Here is a 21,429-nt window from a genome sequence, read left to right as displayed (position 1 = left end):
GTCTATTCGCGCCCTACCTTAAGGGAGAGGCGCGTTCAGGTCGAGATTAAAAATTCGAGTCGAGGTCAGGGGCGCTCCGAATACGGAAGTGGCCCCTGGCCGTCAACGGTATTGGAGGAAGACGTTGTCTTTGCCGAACTGGTCACGCAAGGCTTGAATCAACGCATCCGCCGGATCGATCCGCCAACCTTCGCCGAACTGCAGCACGGCCTTGGCGTCGGGTCGTACATACTCCATGGTGATCGGGCAAGCACCGCGATGGCGCTTGAACAACTCGCCCAGCCAGCGTAGCTGATCGCCTTTCAGATCCTGGGTTTGCAACTTCAGGCGCAGGCTCTCGGCCAGGTTGGTACGGGCATCCTCCATGCTCATCACGCGCTTGACCCGCAGCCGCAGGCCGCCGGAAAAGTCGTCGTTGCTGACTTCGCCTTCCACGACGACCATCGCATCGGTCTGCAACAACGACTGCGCGGAATGGAACGCATCGGCGAACAACGACGCCTCGATGCGCCCGGAGCGGTCGTCCAGGGTGATGAAACCCATCTTGTCGCCCTTTTTGTTCTTCATCACCCGCAGGGCGATGATCATGCCGGCGACCGTTTGTGTATCGCGAGCCGGCTTCAGGTCGATGATGCGCTGGCGGGCGAAGCGGCGGATCTCGCCTTCGTATTCGTCGATCGGGTGACCGGTCAGGTACAGGCCCAAGGTGTCTTTCTCACCCTTGAGGCGCTCCTTGAGGGTCAGCTCCTTGGCCTTGCGATGGTTGCCATAGACGTCGGCGTCTTCCTCGACGAACAGCCCGCCAAACAGGTCGGCGTGGCCGCTGTCATGGGTACGGGCCGTCTGTTCGGCGGCCTTGATCGCTTCTTCCATCGCGGCCAGCAACACCGCGCGATTGCGATCGATGTTGGCCTGGTAGGCCTTCGGCTCATCGTGGAAATAAGGCCCCAAGCGGTCCAGCGCGCCACTGCGGATCAAACCGTCGAGGGTGCGCTTGTTGATGCGCTTGAGGTCAACCCGCGCGCAGAAATCGAACAGATCCTTGAACGGCCCGTCCTGGCGCGCTTCGGTAATCGCCTCCACCGGGCCTTCGCCCACGCCCTTGATCGCGCCGAGGCCATAGATGATGCGGCCTTCATCGTTGACCGTGAACTTGAACTCTGAGGCGTTCACGTCCGGCGCATCGAGGCGCAGCTTCATGGTCCGCACTTCTTCGATCAAGGTCACGACCTTGTCGGTGTTGTGCATGTCCGCCGACAGCACCGCCGCCATGAACGGCGCCGGGTAGTGTGCCTTCAACCATGCGGTCTGGTACGAGACCAGGCCATAGGCGGCGGAGTGGGATTTGTTGAAGCCGTAGCCGGCGAACTTTTCCACCAGGTCGAAAATGTTGCCCGCCAGGTCCGCATCGATGCCGTTATTCGCGCAACCTTCGATGAAGCCACCGCGCTGCTTGGCCATCTCCTCGGGTTTTTTCTTACCCATGGCTCGACGCAGCATGTCCGCGCCGCCGAGGGTGTAGCCAGCCATCACCTGGGCAATCTGCATCACCTGTTCCTGATACAGGATAATGCCGTAGGTCGGCGCCAGTACCGGCTTCAAGCCTTCGTACTGGTAGTCGGGGTGTGGGTACGCCAGCTCGGCGCGACCGTGCTTGCGGTTGATGAAGTCATCCACCATGCCCGATTGCAGCGGGCCCGGACGGAACAGGGCCACCAGTGCGATCAAGTCTTCCAGGCAGTCGGGCTTGAGCTTCTTGATCAGCTCCTTCATGCCTCGGGATTCAAGCTGGAACACCGCCGTGGTTTCGGCTTTCTGCAACAGGCTGTAGGTCGGCTTGTCGTCCAGCGGAATGAAGGCGATGTCCAGCGGCTCTTCACCGACCTTGGCCCGGTCGCGGTTGATGGTCTTCAGCGCCCAGTCGATGATGGTCAGGGTCCGCAGGCCGAGGAAGTCGAACTTCACCAGGCCCGCCGCCTCGACGTCGTCCTTGTCGAACTGGGTGACCAGGCCGTCGCCCTCTTCATCGCAATAGATCGGCGAGAAGTCAGTCAGCTTGGTCGGCGCGATCACCACGCCACCGGCGTGCTTGCCGACGTTACGCACCACGCCTTCGAGCTTGCGGGCCATTTCCCAGATTTCCGCAGCTTCCTCATCGACCTTGATGAAGTCCCGGAGGATTTCTTCCTGCTCGTAGGCTTTTTCCAGGGTCATGCCGACTTCGAACGGGATCATCTTCGACAGGCGATCCGCCAAGCCGTAGGACTTGCCCTGCACCCGCGCCACGTCGCGTACCACAGCCTTGGCGGCCATGGAACCGAAGGTAATGATCTGGCTCACCGCGTTGCGGCCGTATTTCTCGGCCACATAGTCGATCACCCGGTCGCGACCGTCCATGCAGAAGTCGACGTCGAAGTCGGGCATGGAAACCCGTTCCGGGTTGAGGAAACGTTCGAACAGCAGGTCATATTCCAGCGGGTCGAGGTCGGTGATCTTCTGTACGTAGGCCACCAGCGATCCGGCGCCCGACCCCCGGCCAGGCCCGACGGGTACGCCGTTGCTCTTGGCCCACTGGATAAAGTCCATCACGATCAGGAAGTAACCGGGGAAGCCCATCTGGATGATGATATCCAGCTCGAAATTCAACCGATCGACATAGACCTGGCGCTTGGCTTCGTAATCTTCGGTGGTGTCCTTGGGCAGCAGGACGCTCAGGCGCTCTTCGAGGCCGTCGAACGAGACCTTGCGGAAATATTCATCGATGGTCATGCCATCGGGAATCGGGAAGTTGGGCAAGAAGTGCTTGCCCAGCTTCACTTCGATGTTGCAACGCTTGGCGATCTCGACGGTGTTTTCCAGCGCTTCGGGCAGGTCGCTGAACAGCTCCGCCATTTCCTCGGCGCTCTTGAGGTATTGCTGGTCGCTGTAGTTCTTCGGCCGACGCGGGTCGTCAAGGGCCCGGCCCTCACCGATGCAGACGCGGGTTTCGTGGGCTTCGAAATCTTCCTGCTTGATGAACCGCACGTCGTTGGTGGCCACCAGCGGCGCACCGAGCGTGTCGGCCAGGGCTACGGCGGCGTGCAGGTGTTCTTCGTCATTGGGACGGTTGGTGCGCTGCACTTCGATGTAGAAGCGATCCGGGAACACGGCCATCCAGTCGCGGGCCAGTTGTTCGGCTTCTTCGACATTGCCGCTGAGCAAGGCCTGGCCGATTTCACCCTCCTTGGCCGCCGACAGCATGATCAGCCCTTCGCTGGCCTCGGCCACCCACTCGCGCTCGATGATGATCGAGCCATTGCGCTGGCCGTCGATAAAGCCGCGGGAAATCAGCTCGGTGAGGTTGCGGTAGCCCAAGGCGTTCATCACCAGCAGGCTGATCCGGCTCAGCGGCGCGTCCGGGTCCTTGTTCGCCAGCCACAGGTCGGCCCCGCAGATCGGCTTGATCCCTGCGCCCATGGCGTTCTTGTAGAACTTGACCAGCGAACACATGTTGTTCTGGTCGGTAACGGCCACGGCAGGCATGTTCATGCCCACCAGCGTCTTGACCAGGGGCTTGATCCGCACCAGACCGTCGACCAGGGAATATTCAGTGTGCAGGCGTAGATGAACGAATGAAGCCGGCATAGTGATCCTGCGTTAAGTCATGAAAACAACAAGGCCCGGATTGTACCGGGCCTTGGGTAAAACATGTAGGAGCTGTCGAGCGAAGCGAGGCTGCGATCTTTCCATTGCCGATTGAGTCGGGAGTGAAAGATAAGATCAAAAGATCGTCCGAACGCGGCCCGAGGCTACGCCAGCTCCTATGTATGGACTCGTCCCCACTGTCAACCTGCGTTTGAACACCGATACCCGGTTGCATCTATGTATAAGGCCTGTTCGAGGAAGCATGATCAGCTTCTGGCCAACATTGGGTGAGCTCGCGGTATGCCGATTACAGTGAGGCCTCAAGGGCCGGTAGGAGCTCAGGCATCTATCCGCGACGGTCTGACCTGGGGTCAATGTTCCTTAGCAAGGGTTGAGGCGGCTCAGCGCCCCGGTGGCACAACTCGGTAAATTAATGGTCCATCGCAGCCTCCGGACTAGACGCCGGTTGGCGACGATAGGTTTCTTCGTTTTGAAGCAATACCCAGATGATTCGTAGGTTGCGGTTGGCCAGTCGTACAGCCGCGCCTTTTTGGCCATGACGGTTCAACCAGCGCCGCAGTCGCCGATCATCTGGATGATCCGAATCCGGCCGCACCTGTTTCAACACCGCGTGCGCCCCTTGGATCGTCAAGCTTCGCAGGTAGGCATCACCACGCTTGCACATCTTGCCCAGTCTCACCGTCTGCCCGCTGCTGTGTTGTTCGGGCACTGTGCCGAAATAGGCAGCAAATTGCCGGGCATTTTGGAACCGCTCAGGTTCGGTCTGCTTGGCCAATACGGCGGTGGCGATGATGGGGCCGATGCCGCGTACCGTCATCAGCCGTTTCGCTGTTTCATCTTCACGAGCCGCGACTTCCAGCCGCCCCGTCAGCATACGGATACGTTCGCTCATCTGGCTCCACTCGCCCAGCAACTCGGCGATCAGCTCGCGCAACATGTCCGGTAATGGCTGGGTGGCATCCTCCAGTAGCCGTGGAATATTGCGGCCAAGGGAGGTTTCGCCTTGCGCAATGGCAATACCATGCTCGAGCAGCAAACCGCGCATCTGATTACCCAGGGCGGTACGCCGTCGCACGTAACCCTGCCGGGCCCGATGCAGTGCCTGCATGGCCAACTGTGCCGTACTTTTGACCGGCACGGCTGCAATGCCCTTGTCCCGACCTGCCCGCAATATCGCCAGCACATCATTTCGATCATTCTTCGCGCCGCTGCGATGCTCGGCCACACGCTGCGCTGGCAGAATCCGCACCGCATTGCCCTGTTGCTGCAACTGCCGCGCCCAGGCCTGCGCCCCTGGTCCCGTTTCCATCAACACTGTCAGGCCTGTGGGCAATTGGTGCAGGAACTTCAAAAAGGCTTCACGCGACTTGATTCGTTGTTCGTAAATCACCTGGCCGAGAGCGTCTTCTCCGGCCACCTGGAACACGTTCTTGGCAAGGTCCACCGCCATGGTCGAACAGGCCGATACATCGGCTGGAGACAGACTGGTTTTGGTCGTATGCTTCTTCACGGGCTCGCCCTCGCTGTCGTTGGCTTCTTAAGAATGCCACCGTGGCGCTACAGACGCCTCGGCTTGGGCGAGTCCATCCAATTACAGGGCATTGCGACGCTTACGCTATGTCTTTTCGACCAAGCCATCCCGCGCTTCATAAGCCAGCCGAACCGGGGCAAACGAACGCCGATGAATGGGCCTTGGGTAAAACATGTAGGAGCTGTCGAGCGAAGCGAGGCTGCGATCTTTCCATTGCCGATTGAGTCGGGAGTGAAAGATAAGATCAAAAGATCGTCCGAACGCGGCCCGAGGCTACGCCAGCTCCTACAGGGCATTGCGACGCTTACGCTATGTCTTTTCGACCAAGCCATCCCGCGCTTCATAAGCCAGCCGAACCGGGGCAAACGAACGCCGATGAATGGGCGTAGGCCCCAGGCGCGCCAAGGCCTCCAGGTGTACAGGGGTCGGATAACCCTTGTGGCTGCCGATGCCGTAGCCCGGGTAGATCAATTCAAACGCGGCCATTTCCCGGTCGCGACTGACCTTGGCCAGGATCGAAGCCGCCGCGATGGCCGGCACTTTGCCGTCGCCCTGGATGACTGCTTCGGCGCGCATCGACAGTTTCGGGCAACGATTGCCGTCGATCATCGCCAGCTTCGGCGTGATATGCAGCCCCTGCACCGCACGCTGCATGGCGAGCATGGTGGCGTGCAGGATATTGAGTTCATCGATTTCTTCGACTTCGGCCCGGGCGATGCACCAGCTCAGGGCCTTTTCGCAGATTTCGTCGTAGAGCTTCTCGCGACGGGCCTCGGTGAGCTTCTTGGAATCATCCAGACCCAGGATCGGCCGGTTCGGATCAAGGATCACCGCCGCCGTCACCACCGCACCGCACAAAGGCCCACGCCCGACTTCATCGACACCGGCGACGAGTTCTTCGACTTCAGCGACCAGGTTGAAGTCCAGGCCCATCTGTAGCTTTACGTTGCTCATGGTTTTGCGCCAATCAGGGTCAGCACCGCGTCAGCCGCCTGGTTGGAGGCATCGCGACGCAGGGTACGGTGAATTTCGTCAAAACCCCGGGTCTGCTCCTCGCCACCGTCGATCAAGGGCGACAGCGTGCTGGCCAGCGCCTCGGCGGTCGCGTCGTCTTGCAGCAGCTCAGGGACCAGCAGGCGCTGGGCCAGGAGATTGGGCAAGGAAACGTAAGGGCTCTTGACCATGCGCTTGAGAATCCAGAACGTCAGCGGCGCCAGGCGATAGGCGACCACCATTGGGCGTTTGTACAACAACGCTTCAAGGGTAGCAGTGCCTGACGCAATCAACACCGCATCACAAGCGGCCAGTGCTTGATGGGATTGGCCGTCGAGCAAGGTAACCGGCAAATCGCGCCCGGCCAGCAACGCTTCGAGCTGGACTCGCCGCTGCGCACTGGCACACGGCAGAACAAAACGTACACCGGGCCGCATCGCCCGCAGGCGTTCAGCGGCGTCGAAGAACAGGCCGCCCAGGCGACTGACCTCGCCGCCGCGGCTGCCGGGCATCAATGCCACCAGCGGCCCTGCGGGCAGATTCAGCGCCTGGCGCGCCGCCGCGCGGTCCGCCTCCAAGGGAATGGTATCGGCCAGGGTGTGTCCGACAAACCGCACCGGCACGCCTTTTTCTTCGTAGAAACGGGCTTCGAACGGCAGCAGGGTCAGCATCAGGTCGCAACCTTCGCGGATCTTCAGCACGCGCTTCTGCCGCCAGGCCCAGACCGACGGGCTGACGTAATGCACGGTCTTGATACCCGCCTGGCGCAATTTGAGTTCGATATTAAGGGTGAAATCCGGCGCATCGATGCCGATGAACACGTCCGGCTTTTCTTCGATCAGCGTCTGGATCAGCTTCTTGCGCCGGGCCAGCAGCTCCCGCAAGCGACCCAGCACTTCCACCAGGCCCATGACTGACAAGCGCTCCATGGGGAAGTAGGACTCCAGCCCTTCGGCCTGCATCAATGGCCCGCCAACCCCGATGAATTCGACTGCGGGATGCTGCGCCTTGAGCGCACGCATCAGACCGGCACCCAGAATGTCACCGGAAGCCTCTCCCGCCACCAGCGCGATACGCAGATTAGCCATGGTCAGCGCGTGATGCCGCGGGTCGACGACTGGATGGAATCACGGAATATCGCGACTTCCGGGAACTGCGTCGACGCTTCGGCCAGTTCGGCCAGCGCCTGCTCGACCGTCAGCCCCTGGCGGTACACAACCTTGTAGGCGCGGCGCAGCGCCGTAATCGCCTCTTCGCTGAAGCCACGACGACGCATGCCCTCGAAGTTCATGCTGCGGGCTTCGGCCGGGTTACCGAACACGGTGACGTACGCGGGAACGTCCTTGCCGATGGCGGTGCCCATGCCAGAGAAACTATGGGCGCCGATATGGCAATACTGGTGGACGAGGGTGAAGCCGGACAGGATCGCCCAGTCATCCACGTGCACATGGCCGGCCAATGCAGTGTTGTTGACCAGGATGCAATGGTTGCCGATGACGCTGTCGTGGCCGATGTGGGCATAGGCCATGATCAGGTTGTGGTCGCCCAGGGTCGTTTCGGAACGGTCCTGGACGGTGCCACGGTGAATCGTCACGCCTTCGCGGATCACGTTGTGATCGCCAATGACCAGGCGGGTTTCTTCACCTTTGTATTTCAGATCGGGCGTGTCCTCGCCTACCGATGAAAACTGGTAGATGCGATTGTGCCGGCCGATTCGGGTCGGCCCCTTGAGAATTACGTGGGGGCCGATCACCGTGCCCTCGCCGATTTCCACACCTGCGCCGATGATCGACCAAGGGCCAACCTCGACATCGGCGGCCAGCACGGCCGACGGATCGATGATTGCGCGAGGGTCAATCAAACTCATAGTTTGCGTTCCGCGCAGATGATTTCAGCGGAGCAGACCGGCTTGCCATCGACCGAAGCCTGGCATTCGAACTTCCAGATCTGGCGCTTGCAGCTGATGAACTTGGCCTCGAGGATCAATTGATCGCCCGGGGTCACTGGCTGGCGAAAGCGCAGTTTGTCGGAGCCGACGAAGTAGTAGAGCGTGCCATCGGCAGGCTTCACGTCGAGCATTTTGAAACCAAGGATCCCGGCAGCCTGAGCCATCGCTTCGATGATCAACACGCCCGGCATGATTGGATGCGCGGGGAAGTGGCCATTGAAGAACGGTTCGTTGATGCTGACATTCTTGTAGGCGCGAATGCGCTTGCCTTCAACATCCAGGTCCACGACCCGATCCACCAGCAGGAACGGGTAACGGTGAGGCAGGTATTCGCGAATCTCGTTGATGTCCATCATTTCGGGGGGAAGCCTATGTAAAGATTGGGAGCGCACGAGTGACGCGCACTCCGCTAGCAAATCAAGATGCCCTAACGGCTGTGCACACTTGATATGGAAATGGTATCAGCCATCTGATGAGGCATTACCGCCAGGGGTCACGTCCCCTACACGCTTTTCCACCTGCTTGAGGCGCCGCGCGATGTCGTCGAGCTGGCGGATACGCGCCGCGCTCTTACGCCATTCGGCTGCCGGCTGCATTGCCGTACCGGATGAATAGGCGCCCGGCTCGGTAATCGAGTGGGTGACCATGGTCATGCCGGTCAGGAAAACGTTGTCACAGATTTCGATGTGACCTACCAGCCCTACGCCACCGGCCAGCATGCAATGCCTGCCGATCTTGGTACTGCCGGAAATGCCCACGCAAGCGGCCATGGCGGTATGGTCGCCGACCTGGACGTTGTGGGCGATCTGGATCTGGTTGTCGAGCTTGACACCGTTACCGATGACAGTGTCGGCCAGCGCACCACGGTCGATCGCGGTATTGACGCCGATCTCCACATCATCGCCAACGGTCACGCCACCGATCTGGGCGATCTTCTGCCAGACGCCTTTCTCGTTGGCAAAACCAAACCCTTCACCACCCAGCACCGCGCCAGACTGAATCACCACCCGCTTGCCGATGCGCACATCGTGATACAGGGTAACGCGCGGAGCCAGCCAGCCACCCTCGCCGATCGCGCTACGCGCGCCGACAAAGCAGTGGGCGCCGAGGGTCACGCCAGCGCCGATCCGGGCCGCGCTTTCGATGACGACAAAAGGCCCGATGCTGGCCGTGGGGTCAACGATCGCATCCGCCGCGATGACCGCGCTGGGATGAATGCCCGCAGGCGATTTGGGCTTGGGGTCGAACAGATGGGAAATCCGTGCATACGCCAGGTAAGGATCAGCCACGATCAGCGCATCGCCGGCAAACCCTTCGGCATCACCGGCCTTCAGCAACAGCGCTGCGGCCCGGCTGTCTGCCAGGTATTTACGGTATTGGGGATTTGCCAGAAAGCTCAACTGAGCTGGGCCAGCCTCTTGCAAAGTGGCTAGCCCAGTAATTGCCTTCTCCGGGTCGCCACGCAGGGTGGCGCCGAGGAACTCAGCCAGTTGGCCGAGCTTGATAGTCGCTGTCATGGATTACTTCAGCTGGTTCATGCGCTCGATGACCTGGCGCGTGATGTCGTATTGAGGTTTGACATCGATCACCGCGCCGCGCTCGAACACCAGGTCGAAACCACCTTTCTTGATGACTTCTTCAACGGCGCTGTCGAGTTTCGGCTTGAGCTGCTTGAGCATTTCGCGGTCAGCCACGGCTTTCGCTTCGTTCAGTTCCTTGGACTGGAACTGGAAGTCGCGGGCCTTCTGCTTGAATTCCAGCTCAAGACGCTCGCGCTCGCCCTGGGCCATTTTGTCGCCACCGGCGACCAGACGGTCCTGGATACCCTTGGCGCTGCTTTCCAGGCCCTTGAGCTTGGTCAGTTGCGGGCCGAACTTCTTCTCCGCGTCCACGGCATATTTCTTCGCCGCATCGGACTCCAGCAGGGCCATCTGATAATTCAGCACGGCGATCTTCATGTCGGCAAAAGCCGGACCTGCGACCAGTACGGTCGCCAGGAGAACCAATTGAGTCAACTTACGCACGATGTACTCCTACAAAATCCATTGTCGTTATCTTGGGCCGGACACTTAGAACGTCTGGCCGAGGGAAAATTGGAACACTTGGGTTTCAGCGTCATCCGGTTTCTTGATCGGCATCGCCAGCGCGAAGCTCAACGGGCCCAGCGCGGTGACCCAGGTCACGCCCACGCCGACGGAGCTGGCAAGGTTGCTGAGGCTGATGTCGTTGCATTCTGCATTGGATGACGTGCCATTGTTGTTGGTGGCGTTATCGCAACTGGAGTCGAATACGTTACCCACGTCCCAGAATACAGAGGTACGCAGGGAGCGCTGGTCCTTGACGAACGGCATCGGGAACAGCACTTCAACCCCGCCCTGGATCAGGACGTTACCACCGAATGGCAGCGGATCCTGGTCCGGATCCCGGATGGTCCCTTGGTTGCCAGTGACGGCTGCGCCACGGCTCGGCGTACTGCGCGGCCCCAGGGTGCTGTCCTTGAAGCCGCGTACCGAGTTGAAACCACCCGCGTAGTAGTTCTCGTAGAACGGCAGGCCGTCAGTCGAACCGTAGCCATCGCCATAACCCAGCTCGGTGTGCAGGCGCATGGTGTAGTTATCGGTCAGCGGCTGGAACAGTTGGCCGCGATAATCGAGCTTGAAGAACGACAGGTCGCTGCCCGGTACGGTCGATTCAAGCACCAGGCTCTGGGAGTGACCACGTGTCGCCAATACGCCCTTGTTCAGGGTCGACTCGGACCAGCCAACAGACGCCTTGAAGTTCAGGTACTTGTCGCCTTCCTTCTCGACGAAATCGAAGATCTCGTCAACGGTATAGCGGCCGGTGCTGATCTCGTCCTGCTGGGCGGTGAGCCCGAACGTAAGACGCGAAGTCTCGCTGATTGGATAACCTACGTTGACACCGGCACCCAGGCTGTCAACTGCATAGCTGGAGACATCGGAATCGAGTTCATCGTAGTCGGTGGTGCGATAGAAGGCGTTGTAGCCCAGGCTCACGCCGTCGGCGGTCCAGTAGGGGTCCACGTAGCCGAAGTTGTAGCGGGTCTGGTATTCGCTACGGGTCAAGCCGATGCTGACCTTGTTACCGGTACCGAGGAAGTTGTTCTGGGTGATCGAACCACCCAGGATCAAGCCTGCGCTCTGGGCGAAACCGACGCTCGCGGTGATCGAACCGGAAGCCTGTTCCTCGACACTGTAGTTCACATCAACCTGGTCATCGACGCCCGGTACGGCCGGGGTCTCGACGTTGACTTCCTTGAAGAAGCCCAGGCGCTCCAGGCGGGTCTTCGATTGGTCGATCAGGTAGGTCGATGCCCAGCCACCTTCCATCTGGCGCATTTCACGGCGTAGCACTTCGTCCTCGGACTTGGTGTTGCCACGGAAGTTGATGCGGTTGACGTAGGCACGCTTGCCAGGGTCTACAGCGAAGGTGATGTCGACGGTATGGTCTTCATCGTGCGGCTGTGGCACGCCGTTGACGTTGGCGAAGGTGTAGCCCTCGTTACCCAGGCGACGGGTGATCAGCTCGGACGTGGTGGTCATCAGCTTGCGAGAGAAAACCTGGCCCTTCTGCACCAGCAGAAGCGACTTGACCTGGTCTTCAGGGACCTTCAGGTCGCCGCTGAGCTTGACGTCACGAACGGTGTATTTCTCGCCTTCGTTGACGTTGACGGTGATGTAGACGTGCTTCTTGTCCGGGGTGATCGACACCTGGGTCGAAGCGATGTCCATGTTGATGTAGCCGCGGTCCAGGTAGTAGGAACGCAGGCGCTCCAGGTCACCGGAGAGTTTTTCACGGGCGTACTTGTCGTCGTTCTTGAAGAACGACAACCAGTTGGTGGTCTTGAGTTCGAACAGGTCGATCAGGTCTTCGTCTGGGAAAACGGTGTTGCCGACCACGTTGATGTGCTGGATAGCGGCAACGGTGCCTTCGTTGATGTTCACCTTCAGGCCGACGCGGTTGCGCGGTTGCGGCACGACTTCGGTATCAACGGTGGCCGAGTAGCGCCCCTGGGCTACGTACTGGCGTTGCAACTCGTTACGAACGCCTTCGAGCGTCGCACGCTGGAAGATCTCGCCTTCGGCCAGGCCGGATTGCTTGAGGCCTTTCATCAGGTCCTCGGTGGAGATCGCCTTGTTGCCCTCGATCTCGATACTGGCGACCGATGGGCGCTCGACTACCGTGATGACCAGGACATTGCCGTCGCGGCCCAGCTGGATATCCTGAAAGAAACCGGTCTTGAACAACGCACGAGTGGATTCCACCAGGCGCCGATCATCCGCCTGCTCGCCGACGTTCAGCGGCAAGGCACCAAAGACGCTACCCGCGGAAACCCGCTGGAGGCCGTTGACGCGAATATCAGAGATAGTGAAGGACTCGGCGTGAACTTCGGCGATCATCAATACGGTGAGAACCGCAGTTAGCAGCAGACGTTTCATGAAGTCCTTTCTTATTCCAACTGGCAATAAACAAACTGCCGCAAAATGCGGCAGATTCGCAATTCAGCGAAGCGTTACAGACGACCCAGATCGTTGACCAAGGCAAGCAACATCACCCCGACCACCAAGCTGATACCGATCTGTATCCCCCAACCTTGCACCCGATCCGACAAGGGACGACCACGCGCCCACTCGATCAGATAAAACAGCAGATGCCCCCCATCCAGTACCGGGATGGGCAGCAAATTCAGAACCCCCAGGCTAATGCTCAGATAAGCAAGGAAATTCAGGAAATCAGCAACGCCCGACTGGGCAGAAGCGCCCGCCACTTTAGCAATGGTTATCGGTCCACTCAAGTTTTTTACCGAGAGCTCGCCGAACAACATTTTCTTCAGCGAGTCGAGGGTCAGGACACTCATGGTCCAAGTACGCCGCACACCCTCGCCGATTGCCGCGACGGGACCGAAGCTGACCTCGCGGATCATTTCCGGTGGCCAGTCGACCGCCTTGACGCCAGCCCCCAGGTAACCGGTCGGCGCCTTGCTCTCGCCGCGGGCAGCCAGGGCGACAGGGACGTCGATTGAAGCACCATCGCGCTCGACACGCAGCATGATTTTGGTATCAGGGCGAACACGAACCGAGTCGACGACCTGTTGCCAGTCACTGACAGGCTGGCCGTCGAATGCCAGCAAACGGTCACCGGTTTTCAGGCCAGCAGCGGTAGCCGGGCCTTTCGGATCGAGCTCGGCAAGCACCGGCGGCAACGCCGGACGCCATGGGCGAATCCCCAGGGAACGGATCGGGTCGGGCTCATCGGCGCCCTTGAGCCAGTTGTCCAGGACCAGCTCCCGAGGCGAGTCCGCCGTCGAGCCCTGTTCGCGCACCATCAATTGCAGCGAACCGCTTTCACCCAGGCGACGCACCAACTGCAAGTTGACCGCAGCCCAACCCAATGTCGGCTCGCCGTCGATGGCAACGATTTCCTGGCCCGCGCCCAACCCGGCCCGCGCCGCAACGCTGCCTGCCTCGACCGCGCCGATGACAGGCCGTACCTGCTCACTGCCCAGCATGGCCAGCGCCCAGAAAAACACCATGGCCAGCAGGAAGTTGGCAATCGGGCCCGCCGCGACGATAGCAATGCGCTGACGGACGGTCTTGCGATTGAAAGACTGATCAAGCTGATCGGCCGGGACTTCGCCTTCGCGTTCATCGAGCATCTTGACGTAGCCGCCCAGTGGGATGGCTGCCACGACGAACTCGGTGCCTTTCTTGTCATGCCAGCGCAACAACGGCATGCCGAAACCGACGGAAAAGCGCAGAACCTTGACGCCACAGCGACGCGCGACCCAGAAGTGGCCGAATTCGTGAAAAGTGACCAGCACCCCCAGTGCAACCAGGGTGCCGACAATCATATAGAGCGCGCTCATCTGTTTTCTCCACAATCCTGCCCGGGACAACCCTGGCTAACGTACCGCAGCCTTAGCGCCCGTGGCGCTGCAACCATCGGCCCGCCAGCTCGCGAGCCCTGGCATCCGCCGTGAATACCGCATCGAGATCATCGAGCGAAACCACGGCTTCGAGATTCAAGACCTCTTCGATGATACTCGCGATCTCGAGGTAGCGGACACGCCCATCGAGAAACGCTGCAACTGCCACCTCGTTGGCGGCGTTAAGCATGGCCGGCGCGCTGTTGCCCGCCTCGGCCGCCTGTCGCGCCAGGCGCAGGCAGGGAAAACGTTGCTCATCGGGCGCCTGGAAGTCCAGGCGAGCAATGGCAAACAGGTCCAAGGGGGCGACACCTGAATCAATCCGCTCTGGCCAGGCCAACGCATTGGCAATAGGTGTGCGCATGTCCGGATTACCCAACTGGGCCAGCACCGAGCCATCCACGTAGTCCACAAGGGAGTGGATAACGCTTTGTGGATGGATGACCACCTCGACCTGGGCCGGCTTTGCATCGAACAGCCAGCAGGCCTCGATCAGTTCCAGCCCCTTGTTCATCATGCTGGCCGAATCCACGGAGATCTTGCGCCCCATGGACCAGTTCGGATGAGCGCAAGCCTGGTCGGGTGAAACATGCACCAATTCTTCCAGCGGTGTCTGCCGGAAGGGACCACCAGAGGCCGTCAGAAGAATCCTCCTGACACCGACCGCACCCAGGCCACGGGAAAAATCCCGGGGCATGCATTGAAAAATCGCGTTGTGTTCGCTGTCGATAGGCAGCAGCACCGAGCCACTCTTGCGCACTGCCTGCATGAACAGCGCACCCGACATCACCAGCGCTTCCTTGTTGGCCAGCAGGATTTTCTTGCCAGCCTCCACCGCCGCCAGCGTAGGACGCAAGCCCGCCGCGCCGACAATCGCTGCCATCACGGCATCGACTTCAGGATCGGAGGCCACCTGACACAAGCCCTCCTCCCCCACCAGCACGCGCGTCTGCAAGCCGGCCGCATTCAAGTCATCCTGCAACGCCCGAGCCACGCCAGCTTCGGGCACCACGGCAAACCGCGGCACGTGGCGAATGCACAGCGCCAGCAGCTCGTTGAGGCGAGTAAAGCCGCTGAGGGCGAAGACCTGATAACGCTCCGGGTGCCGGCCGATCACATCCAGCGTACTGAGGCCTATCGAACCGGTGGCCCCCAGGACGGTAATCTGCTGGGGACGACTCACGATGCCGCCATCCACAACAGCACGGCGAAGATCGGGATCGCGGCGGTCAGGCTGTCGATGCGATCCAGCACGCCACCATGACCAGGCAGCAGGTTACTGCTGTCCTTGATTCCGGATTGGCGCTTGAACATGCTTTCGGTCAGGTCACCGACCACGGACACGAACACGATCAGGGCGGCGCCAAACAGCCCCATCAGCAATTGCGCCACCGTCCAGTCCCGCACAAAGCCGACCACGGTGGTGATCACCAGGCTCAAGGCCAGGCCGCCATAGACGCCTTCCCAGCTTTTGCCGGGACTGACCTTTGGCGCGAGTTTGCGCTTGCCGAAAGCCCGGCCGGAGAAGTAAGCCCCGACATCGGCACCCCAGACCAACACCATCACCGCCATGATCTGCCAGTTGCCCAGCGCCCCCTGCTTGATCCAGATCAGCCCTTGCCAGGCCGGCAGCAGGATCAACAGGCCGATCACCAGCTTGGTCGCCGCATTGGCCCAATGGTGTGTCGTCCGCGGATAAGTCAGGACCAGGAAAGTCGCCATCGCCCACCACAGCACCGCAGCACCCAGCACCCAAGGCGCAAGGCCAGGCACTACGTACATGATGAACAACATGGCCGCCACGGCCGCTGCGTAGGCCACGCGCGCCGACTGCGCAGGGAAACCCGCCAGCCGCGCCCATTCCCAAGCGCCCAAGGTCACGACCAGGCCGATGAACAGCGCAAAACTGCCACCCTCGAGCAGGAAAAAGCCACCCAAGGCGATGGGCAGCAGGATCAGGGCAGTGATGATTCGTTGTTTGAGCATTAAACCCGGGCTCCAGCTTCGATCTGCTCGCTCGTTTTACCGAAACGACGCTGACGGGAAGCGAAATCGGCCAGCGCGGTGCGCATGGCTTCGTGTTTGAAGTCCGGCCAGAACAGGTCGGAGAAATACAGCTCGGCGTAAGCCAGCTGCCAGAGCAGGAAATTACTGATGCGGTGTTCGCCACCGGTGCGGATGCACAAGTCGGGCAACGGCAAGTCGCCGGTCGCCAGACAGGTTTGCAACAGGTCGGGGGTGATGTCCTCGGGGCGCAGATGGCCCGCCTGGACTTCCCGGGCCAGCCGCTGGGCCGCCTGGGCGATGTCCCACTGCCCGCCATAGTTGGCGGCGATTTGCAGGACAAACCGATCAGCGCCCGCCGTGGCGGACTCGGCTTCACGCATGGCAGCTTGCAGCTCCGGATGAAAACGCGAACGATCGCCAATGATCCGCAGGCAGATCTTGTTCTCATCCAGACGCTTGGCCTCACGCCGCAACGCCTTGAGGAACAGGTCCATCAAGGCACTGACCTCATCGGCCGGACGTTGCCAGTTTTCGCTGGAAAAGGCGAACAGGGTGAGCACCTCGACCCCAGCCTCGGCGCACACCTCGATGACCGCACGAACCGCATCAACCCCAGCCTTGTGCCCGGCGACACCGGGCATGAAGCGTTTCTTGGCCCAGCGGTTATTGCCGTCCATGATGATCGCCACGTGGCGCGGCACCGCGAACGGCACGGCCTGCTTGGTCTTATCCATTAAAGCGAGACCCTTATACGGCCATCAGGTCTTTTTCTTTCTCATCCGTGGCCTTGGTGATCTGGGCCTCGGATTCCTTGGTCAACTTATCGATATCAGCGATGGCACGACGCTCTTCGTCTTCACTGATTGCCTTGTCCTTGACCAGCTTCTTCAGCTCACCCAACGCGTCACGACGGATATTGCGCACGGCAACACGCGCATCTTCCGCTGCGCTACGGGCCTGCTTGGTGAAGCCTTTGCGCGTTTCCTCGGTGAGGGCCGGCATCGGGATCAGCAGCAGCTCACCCAGGTTAGTCGGGTTGAGGTTCAGGCCGGCGCTCTGGATGGCCTTGTCTACGGCGGCGAGCATGTTGCGCTCGAAAGCCACGACCTGCAGGGTGCGCGAATCCTTCACGGTGACGTTGGCGACGCTGCTCAGCGGTGTGTCAGTGCCGTAGTAAGGCACCATGACGCTGCCGAGGATGCTCGGGTGAGCCTTGCCGGTACGAATCTGGCCGAATGCGTGGGCCAGGGACTCCAAGGACTTCTGCATGCGCTCTTGAGCGTCTTTCTTGATTTCGTTGATCATTGTTGAACTTCCTCGATCAGTGTTCCTTCGGCGCCGCCATGGACGATGTTCAGCAGGGCGCCAGGCTTGTTCATGTTGAAAACGCGCAACGGCATCTTATGGTCGCGGCACAGGCAGATAGCCGTCAGGTCCATGACACCCAGCTTGCGATCCAGCACTTCATCGTAGGTCAGATGATCGAACTTCTCGGCATGCGGGTCTTTGAACGGGTCGGCGGTATACACACCATCCACCTTGGTTGCCTTGAGCACGACATCGGCATCGATCTCGATCGCTCGCAGGCAGGCTGCGGAATCCGTGGTGAAGAACGGATTACCGGTACCGGCGGCAAAAATCACCACTTCCTTGGAGTTGAGATGGCGCATGGCTTTGCGGCGATCGTAGTGATCGGTCACGCCAACCATGGAAATGGCCGACATCACGATGGCCGAAATATTGGCACGCTCCAGTGCGTCGCGCATAGCCAGGGCGTTCATCACAGTGGCCAGCATGCCCATGTGGTCGCCCGTGACCCGATCCATGCCGGCCGCGCTCAGCGCTGCGCCACGGAACAGGTTGCCGCCGCCGATGACCAGGCCGACCTGAACGCCGATCCCGACCAACTGGCCCACTTCCAGGGCCATGCGATCCAGCACTTTCGGGTCGATCCCGAACTCCTCCGAGCCCATCAGGGCCTCGCCGCTAAGCTTGAGTAGAATGCGTTTATAGCGAGCCTGATAACCACTGCCCTGCTGAGCCATTGCGAATCTCTCCTGCGGCGTATTTTTTCAAAAAAGTTCTTAACGGACTGTTTGCAGCCTCGTTCACTCTAGCTTGACGCTGACACAGCGCCATCGGAACACGGCTTTGTAAGCCAGTTCCGACAGGAAACCAATAAAAATCGGCATCCCCATCCGAAAAGAGGCTGCGCGCGTTAAGCGGGCAGCCTCTTCTGGGCGACGTTATGGAAACCGTCTTATTGCTTGCTGGCAGCAGCTACCTGGGCAGCAACTTCTTCAGCGAAGTTGTCGACCGGCTTCTCGATGCCTTCGCCCACTTTGAAGTAGGTGAAGGAAACGATTTCAGCACCGGCTTTCTTCGCCAGGTCGCCGACCTTGATTTCCGGGTTCTTGACGAAAGCCTGCTCAACCAGGCTGGCTTCGGCGAGGAACTTGGAGATACGGCCGCTGACCATTTTCTCGGCGATTTCAGCAGGCTTGCCTTTCAGCTTCTCTTCGTTCAGCTGCAGGAAAACGCCCTTCTCGCGCTCGATCGCTTCAGCCGAAACGTCGGACGGCAGCAGGAACTCAGGGTTGGTTGCAGCTACGTGCATGGCGATGTCTTTCGCCAGTTCGGTATCGCCGCCCTTCAGGACAACTGCAACACCGATCTTGTTGCCGTGCAGGTAGGTACCGACCACGTCACCTTCAACGCGAACCAGGCGACGGATGTTGACGTTCTCGCCGGTCTTGCCAACCAGGACCAGGCGCGCTTCTTCCTGAGCTTCGATCAGCGGAGCTGCGTCGGTCAGTTTGTCAGCGAAGGCTTTGTCGACGCTGGCAGCGACGAATGCCTTGAAGTCGTCCTGCAGGGCCAGGAAGTCGGTCTGGGAGTTGACTTCCAGCAGAACGGCGGCTTTACCGTCGTCCTTGATGGCGATGGCGCCTTCAGCGGCAACGTTGCCAGCTTTCTTGGCAGCCTTGATGGCGCCCGAAGCACGCATGTCATCAATGGCTTTCTCGATGTCGCCGCCAGCCTTGGTCAAGGCTTTCTTGCAGTCCATCATGCCTTCGCCGGTACGCTCGCGCAGTTCTTTGACCAACGCTGCAGTAATCTCTGCCATTTCAAAATCCTCTTGGATAGGTTTTCAACCATTCCACCCGACCGAACGGGCGATCAATTCTTCCCGGAAAACCACTGCTTATAGGCCGCGGCAGGTTACAAACAGGTCACTGCGCTGGCGGCAAATGGTTTTCGAGGTGGCAAAAAGGGGGCCAAGCCCCCTTTTTGCTTACTGAGTCAACGCCAGGGGCGTCGATTACTCAGCGGCTGCAGCCGGAGCTTCTTCAGCTGCGAATTCAACAGTACCGCCATTCACGTTGTTGCGACCACGGATCACAGCGTCAGCCATCGAACCCATGTACAGCTGGATGGCGCGAATGGCGTCATCGTTGCCTGGGATGATGTAGTCAACGCCTTCCGGGCTGCTGTTGGTATCGACAACGCCGATGACCGGGATACCCAGCTTGTTGGCTTCGGTGATCGCGATGCGCTCGTGGTCAACGTCGATCACGAACAGTGCGTCAGGCAGACCGCCCATGTCCTTGATACCGCCCAGGGAGCGGTCCAGCTTCTCAAGATCGCGAGTGCGCATCAGCGCTTCTTTCTTGGTCAGCTTGGCGAAAGTACCGTCTTCGGACTGGACTTCAAGATCACGCAGACGCTTGATGGAAGCGCGGATGGTCTTGAAGTTGGTCAGCATGCCGCCCAACCAGCGGTGATCGACGTACGGCGAACCGCAACGTGCTGCTTCTTCAGCAACGATCTTGCCAGCGGAACGCTTGGTGCCGACGAACAGAATCTTGTTTTTGCCCTGGGCCAGGCGCTCTACGAAGGTCAGCGCTTCGTTGAACATCGGCAGGGTTTTTTCAAGGTTGATGATGTGGATCTTGTTACGCGCGCCGAAAATGTACTTGCCCATTTTCGGGTTCCAGTAACGGGTCTGGTGACCGAAGTGCACACCGGCCTTCAGCATATCGCGCATGTTGACTTGGGACATGATAGTTCCTTGATAAGTCGGGTTTGGCCTCCACGTATCCCAATGACCAACCAGCGGCTATATAAGCCGAAGGCACCCAGGTCATCGTGTCGACACGTGTGTGGATTTAAGCTTACGGGGTCATCCCCGGAAAGCGGCGCATTTTATACCACAGCAAGGGCGAAAACGGAACACGGATTCTGAAATCCTCTGTGGCAGGGGGATTTAGCGAAACATCGCACCGCCGGCCGGACTTTGTAGGAGCTGGCGAAGCCTGCGATCTTTTGATCTTTTGATCTTTCGCTCGAGACTCAAGTGCCTGGGGAAAGATCGCAGCCTCGTTGCACTCGACAGCTCCTACGGGTAGGAGGTACGGGCGCGCACCAGCGGAGTTCCCCTTGCCACAGAGTTCGGGCTGGGGAGTTCTTTGCGCCGATCGTCTGTTAGAATCGCCTCTTTCAGGGCCACGCGAGCCATCATCCGCCGCCCATTTCGTTTTGAACAGCGCCGTCGGGCGCAGAGAGAGCCTGTATGACCGTCACCCTCAAGACTCCCGAAGACATCGCCAAAATGCGCGTCGCCGGCAAACTCGCCGCCGAAGTGCTGGAAATGATCGCCGACTACGTCAAGCCGGGCGTGACCACCGAAGAGCTGGACCGCATCTGCCACGACTACATCGTCAACGAGCAGAAAGCCATCCCCGCTCCGCTCAACTATAAAGGCTTCCCGAAGTCGATCTGCACCTCGATCAACCATGTGGTCTGCCACGGTATCCCCAACGAAAAACCGTTGAAGGACGGCGACACCCTGAACATCGACGTCACCGTCATCAAGGACGGCTACCACGGTGATACCAGCCGCATGTTTCACGTCGGCAATGTCCCGGAGTGGGCCGAGCGCCTGTCCAAGGTCACCCAGGAATGCATGTACATGGCCATCGAACTGGTGAAGCCGGGCTGCCGCCTGGGGGACATCGGCGAAGTGATCCAGAAGCACGCGCAGAAGAACGGCTTCTCGGTGGTGCGTGAATTCTGTGGCCACGGCATTGGCAAGGTGTTCCATGAAGAACCGCAGATCCTGCATTACGGCCGCGCCGGCACCGGCATGGAACTGCAGGCAGGCATGACCTTCACCATCGAGCCGATGATCAACCAGGGCCGCGCCGACACCAAGGTGCTGGGCGACGGCTGGACCGCCATCACCAAGGATCGCAAGCTGTCGGCCCAATGGGAGCACACCCTGCTGGTGACCGAGACGGGCTACGAGATCTTTACCCTGCGCAGCGATGACACCATCCCTCGCGTTTCCGCCTGACCCGT

The 21,429-nt window shown here is 60.0% G+C and carries 18 protein-coding genes; 1 reads left to right on the top strand and 17 read right to left on the bottom strand.

All coding sequences use genetic code 11. The features are described from left to right. Positions 1 to 102: 102 nt before the first annotated feature. The 17 genes from dnaE to rpsB form a co-directional block, all read right to left on the bottom strand. On the bottom strand, positions 103 to 3,624 hold the full coding sequence (gene dnaE / locus M8Q45_RS02895; protein ID WP_249873502.1) for a DNA polymerase III subunit alpha: 3,522 nt from the start codon (positions 3,622 to 3,624) through the stop codon (positions 103 to 105). Between the two features lie 430 nt (positions 3,625 to 4,054). Beyond that, positions 4,055 to 5,095 carry an IS110 family RNA-guided transposase gene (locus M8Q45_RS02890; protein ID WP_249877257.1) on the bottom strand — a complete coding sequence of 347 codons (1,041 nt, stop codon included), beginning with the start codon at positions 5,093 to 5,095 and terminating at the stop codon, positions 4,055 to 4,057. Positions 5,096 to 5,485: 390 nt separating this feature from the next. Continuing rightward, the gene (rnhB, locus tag M8Q45_RS02880; protein ID WP_249873501.1) at positions 5,486 to 6,130 is read right to left on the bottom strand and encodes a ribonuclease HII; all 645 of its coding nucleotides are present in this window, start codon (positions 6,128 to 6,130) and stop codon (positions 5,486 to 5,488) included. Beyond that, complete coding sequence (gene lpxB / locus M8Q45_RS02875; protein ID WP_249873500.1) at positions 6,127 to 7,257, bottom strand: lipid-A-disaccharide synthase; 1,131 nt, start codon at positions 7,255 to 7,257, stop codon at positions 6,127 to 6,129. Before lpxB ends, rnhB begins: the two co-directional genes overlap by 4 nt. A gap of 2 nt (positions 7,258 to 7,259) precedes the next feature. After that, positions 7,260 to 8,036 (bottom strand): acyl-ACP--UDP-N-acetylglucosamine O-acyltransferase, encoded by a 777-nt coding sequence (lpxA, locus tag M8Q45_RS02870; RefSeq protein ID WP_030139482.1) that lies wholly within the window; start codon positions 8,034 to 8,036, stop codon positions 7,260 to 7,262. Next, positions 8,033 to 8,473 (bottom strand): 3-hydroxyacyl-ACP dehydratase FabZ, encoded by a 441-nt coding sequence (gene fabZ, locus M8Q45_RS02865; RefSeq protein ID WP_003184897.1) that lies wholly within the window; start codon positions 8,471 to 8,473, stop codon positions 8,033 to 8,035. Before fabZ ends, lpxA begins: the two co-directional genes overlap by 4 nt. A 105-nt stretch (positions 8,474 to 8,578) precedes the next feature. Then, entirely contained in the window at positions 8,579 to 9,634 is a 1,056-nt protein-coding gene (gene lpxD, locus M8Q45_RS02860; RefSeq protein WP_249873499.1) for a UDP-3-O-(3-hydroxymyristoyl)glucosamine N-acyltransferase, read from the bottom strand. Positions 9,635 to 9,637: 3 nt separating this feature from the next. Further along, a complete protein-coding gene (locus tag M8Q45_RS02855; protein ID WP_003184901.1) occupies positions 9,638 to 10,141 on the bottom strand; it encodes an OmpH/Skp family outer membrane protein in 504 nt (167 codons plus the stop codon). A 45-nt stretch (positions 10,142 to 10,186) separates the two neighbouring features. Then, a complete protein-coding gene (gene bamA / locus M8Q45_RS02850; RefSeq protein WP_030139484.1) occupies positions 10,187 to 12,574 on the bottom strand; it encodes an outer membrane protein assembly factor BamA in 2,388 nt (795 codons plus the stop codon). Between the two features lie 74 nt (positions 12,575 to 12,648). After that, positions 12,649 to 14,001 carry an RIP metalloprotease RseP gene (gene rseP / locus M8Q45_RS02845; protein WP_249873498.1) on the bottom strand — a complete coding sequence of 451 codons (1,353 nt, stop codon included), beginning with the start codon at positions 13,999 to 14,001 and terminating at the stop codon, positions 12,649 to 12,651. Positions 14,002 to 14,053: 52 nt separating this feature from the next. Beyond that, positions 14,054 to 15,244 carry a 1-deoxy-D-xylulose-5-phosphate reductoisomerase gene (gene ispC, locus M8Q45_RS02840; RefSeq protein WP_249873497.1) on the bottom strand — a complete coding sequence of 397 codons (1,191 nt, stop codon included), beginning with the start codon at positions 15,242 to 15,244 and terminating at the stop codon, positions 14,054 to 14,056. Continuing rightward, complete coding sequence (locus M8Q45_RS02835) at positions 15,241 to 16,047, bottom strand: phosphatidate cytidylyltransferase (RefSeq protein ID WP_030139487.1); 807 nt, start codon at positions 16,045 to 16,047, stop codon at positions 15,241 to 15,243. The genes ispC and M8Q45_RS02835 overlap by 4 nt, the downstream gene beginning before the upstream one ends. After that, complete coding sequence (gene uppS / locus M8Q45_RS02830) at positions 16,047 to 16,802, bottom strand: polyprenyl diphosphate synthase (protein ID WP_249873496.1); 756 nt, start codon at positions 16,800 to 16,802, stop codon at positions 16,047 to 16,049. The genes M8Q45_RS02835 and uppS overlap by 1 nt, the downstream gene beginning before the upstream one ends. 13 nt (positions 16,803 to 16,815) lie before the next feature. Next, entirely contained in the window at positions 16,816 to 17,373 is a 558-nt protein-coding gene (gene frr / locus M8Q45_RS02825; protein ID WP_249873495.1) for a ribosome recycling factor, read from the bottom strand. Further along, positions 17,370 to 18,113 carry a UMP kinase gene (gene pyrH / locus M8Q45_RS02820; protein WP_003198235.1) on the bottom strand — a complete coding sequence of 248 codons (744 nt, stop codon included), beginning with the start codon at positions 18,111 to 18,113 and terminating at the stop codon, positions 17,370 to 17,372. Before pyrH ends, frr begins: the two co-directional genes overlap by 4 nt. Positions 18,114 to 18,328: 215 nt before the next feature. Further along, the gene (tsf, locus tag M8Q45_RS02815; protein ID WP_030139490.1) at positions 18,329 to 19,195 is read right to left on the bottom strand and encodes a translation elongation factor Ts; all 867 of its coding nucleotides are present in this window, start codon (positions 19,193 to 19,195) and stop codon (positions 18,329 to 18,331) included. Between the two features lie 195 nt (positions 19,196 to 19,390). Continuing rightward, positions 19,391 to 20,131 carry a 30S ribosomal protein S2 gene (gene rpsB, locus M8Q45_RS02810; protein WP_249873494.1) on the bottom strand — a complete coding sequence of 247 codons (741 nt, stop codon included), beginning with the start codon at positions 20,129 to 20,131 and terminating at the stop codon, positions 19,391 to 19,393. 510 nt (positions 20,132 to 20,641) lie between these two features. On the opposite strand from rpsB, the gene map reads away from it, so the two are divergent. Then, the gene (gene map / locus M8Q45_RS02805) at positions 20,642 to 21,424 is read left to right on the top strand and encodes a type I methionyl aminopeptidase (RefSeq protein ID WP_030139491.1); all 783 of its coding nucleotides are present in this window, start codon (positions 20,642 to 20,644) and stop codon (positions 21,422 to 21,424) included. The last annotated feature ends 5 nt before the right edge of the window (positions 21,425 to 21,429 follow it).

The organism is Pseudomonas sp. T1.Ur (assembly GCF_023516725.1).
Classification (GTDB): domain Bacteria; phylum Pseudomonadota; class Gammaproteobacteria; order Pseudomonadales; family Pseudomonadaceae; genus Aquipseudomonas; species Aquipseudomonas alvandae.
Note: the sequence above shows the minus strand (reverse complement) of the source record. Positions and strands in the feature narration are given on the sequence as shown.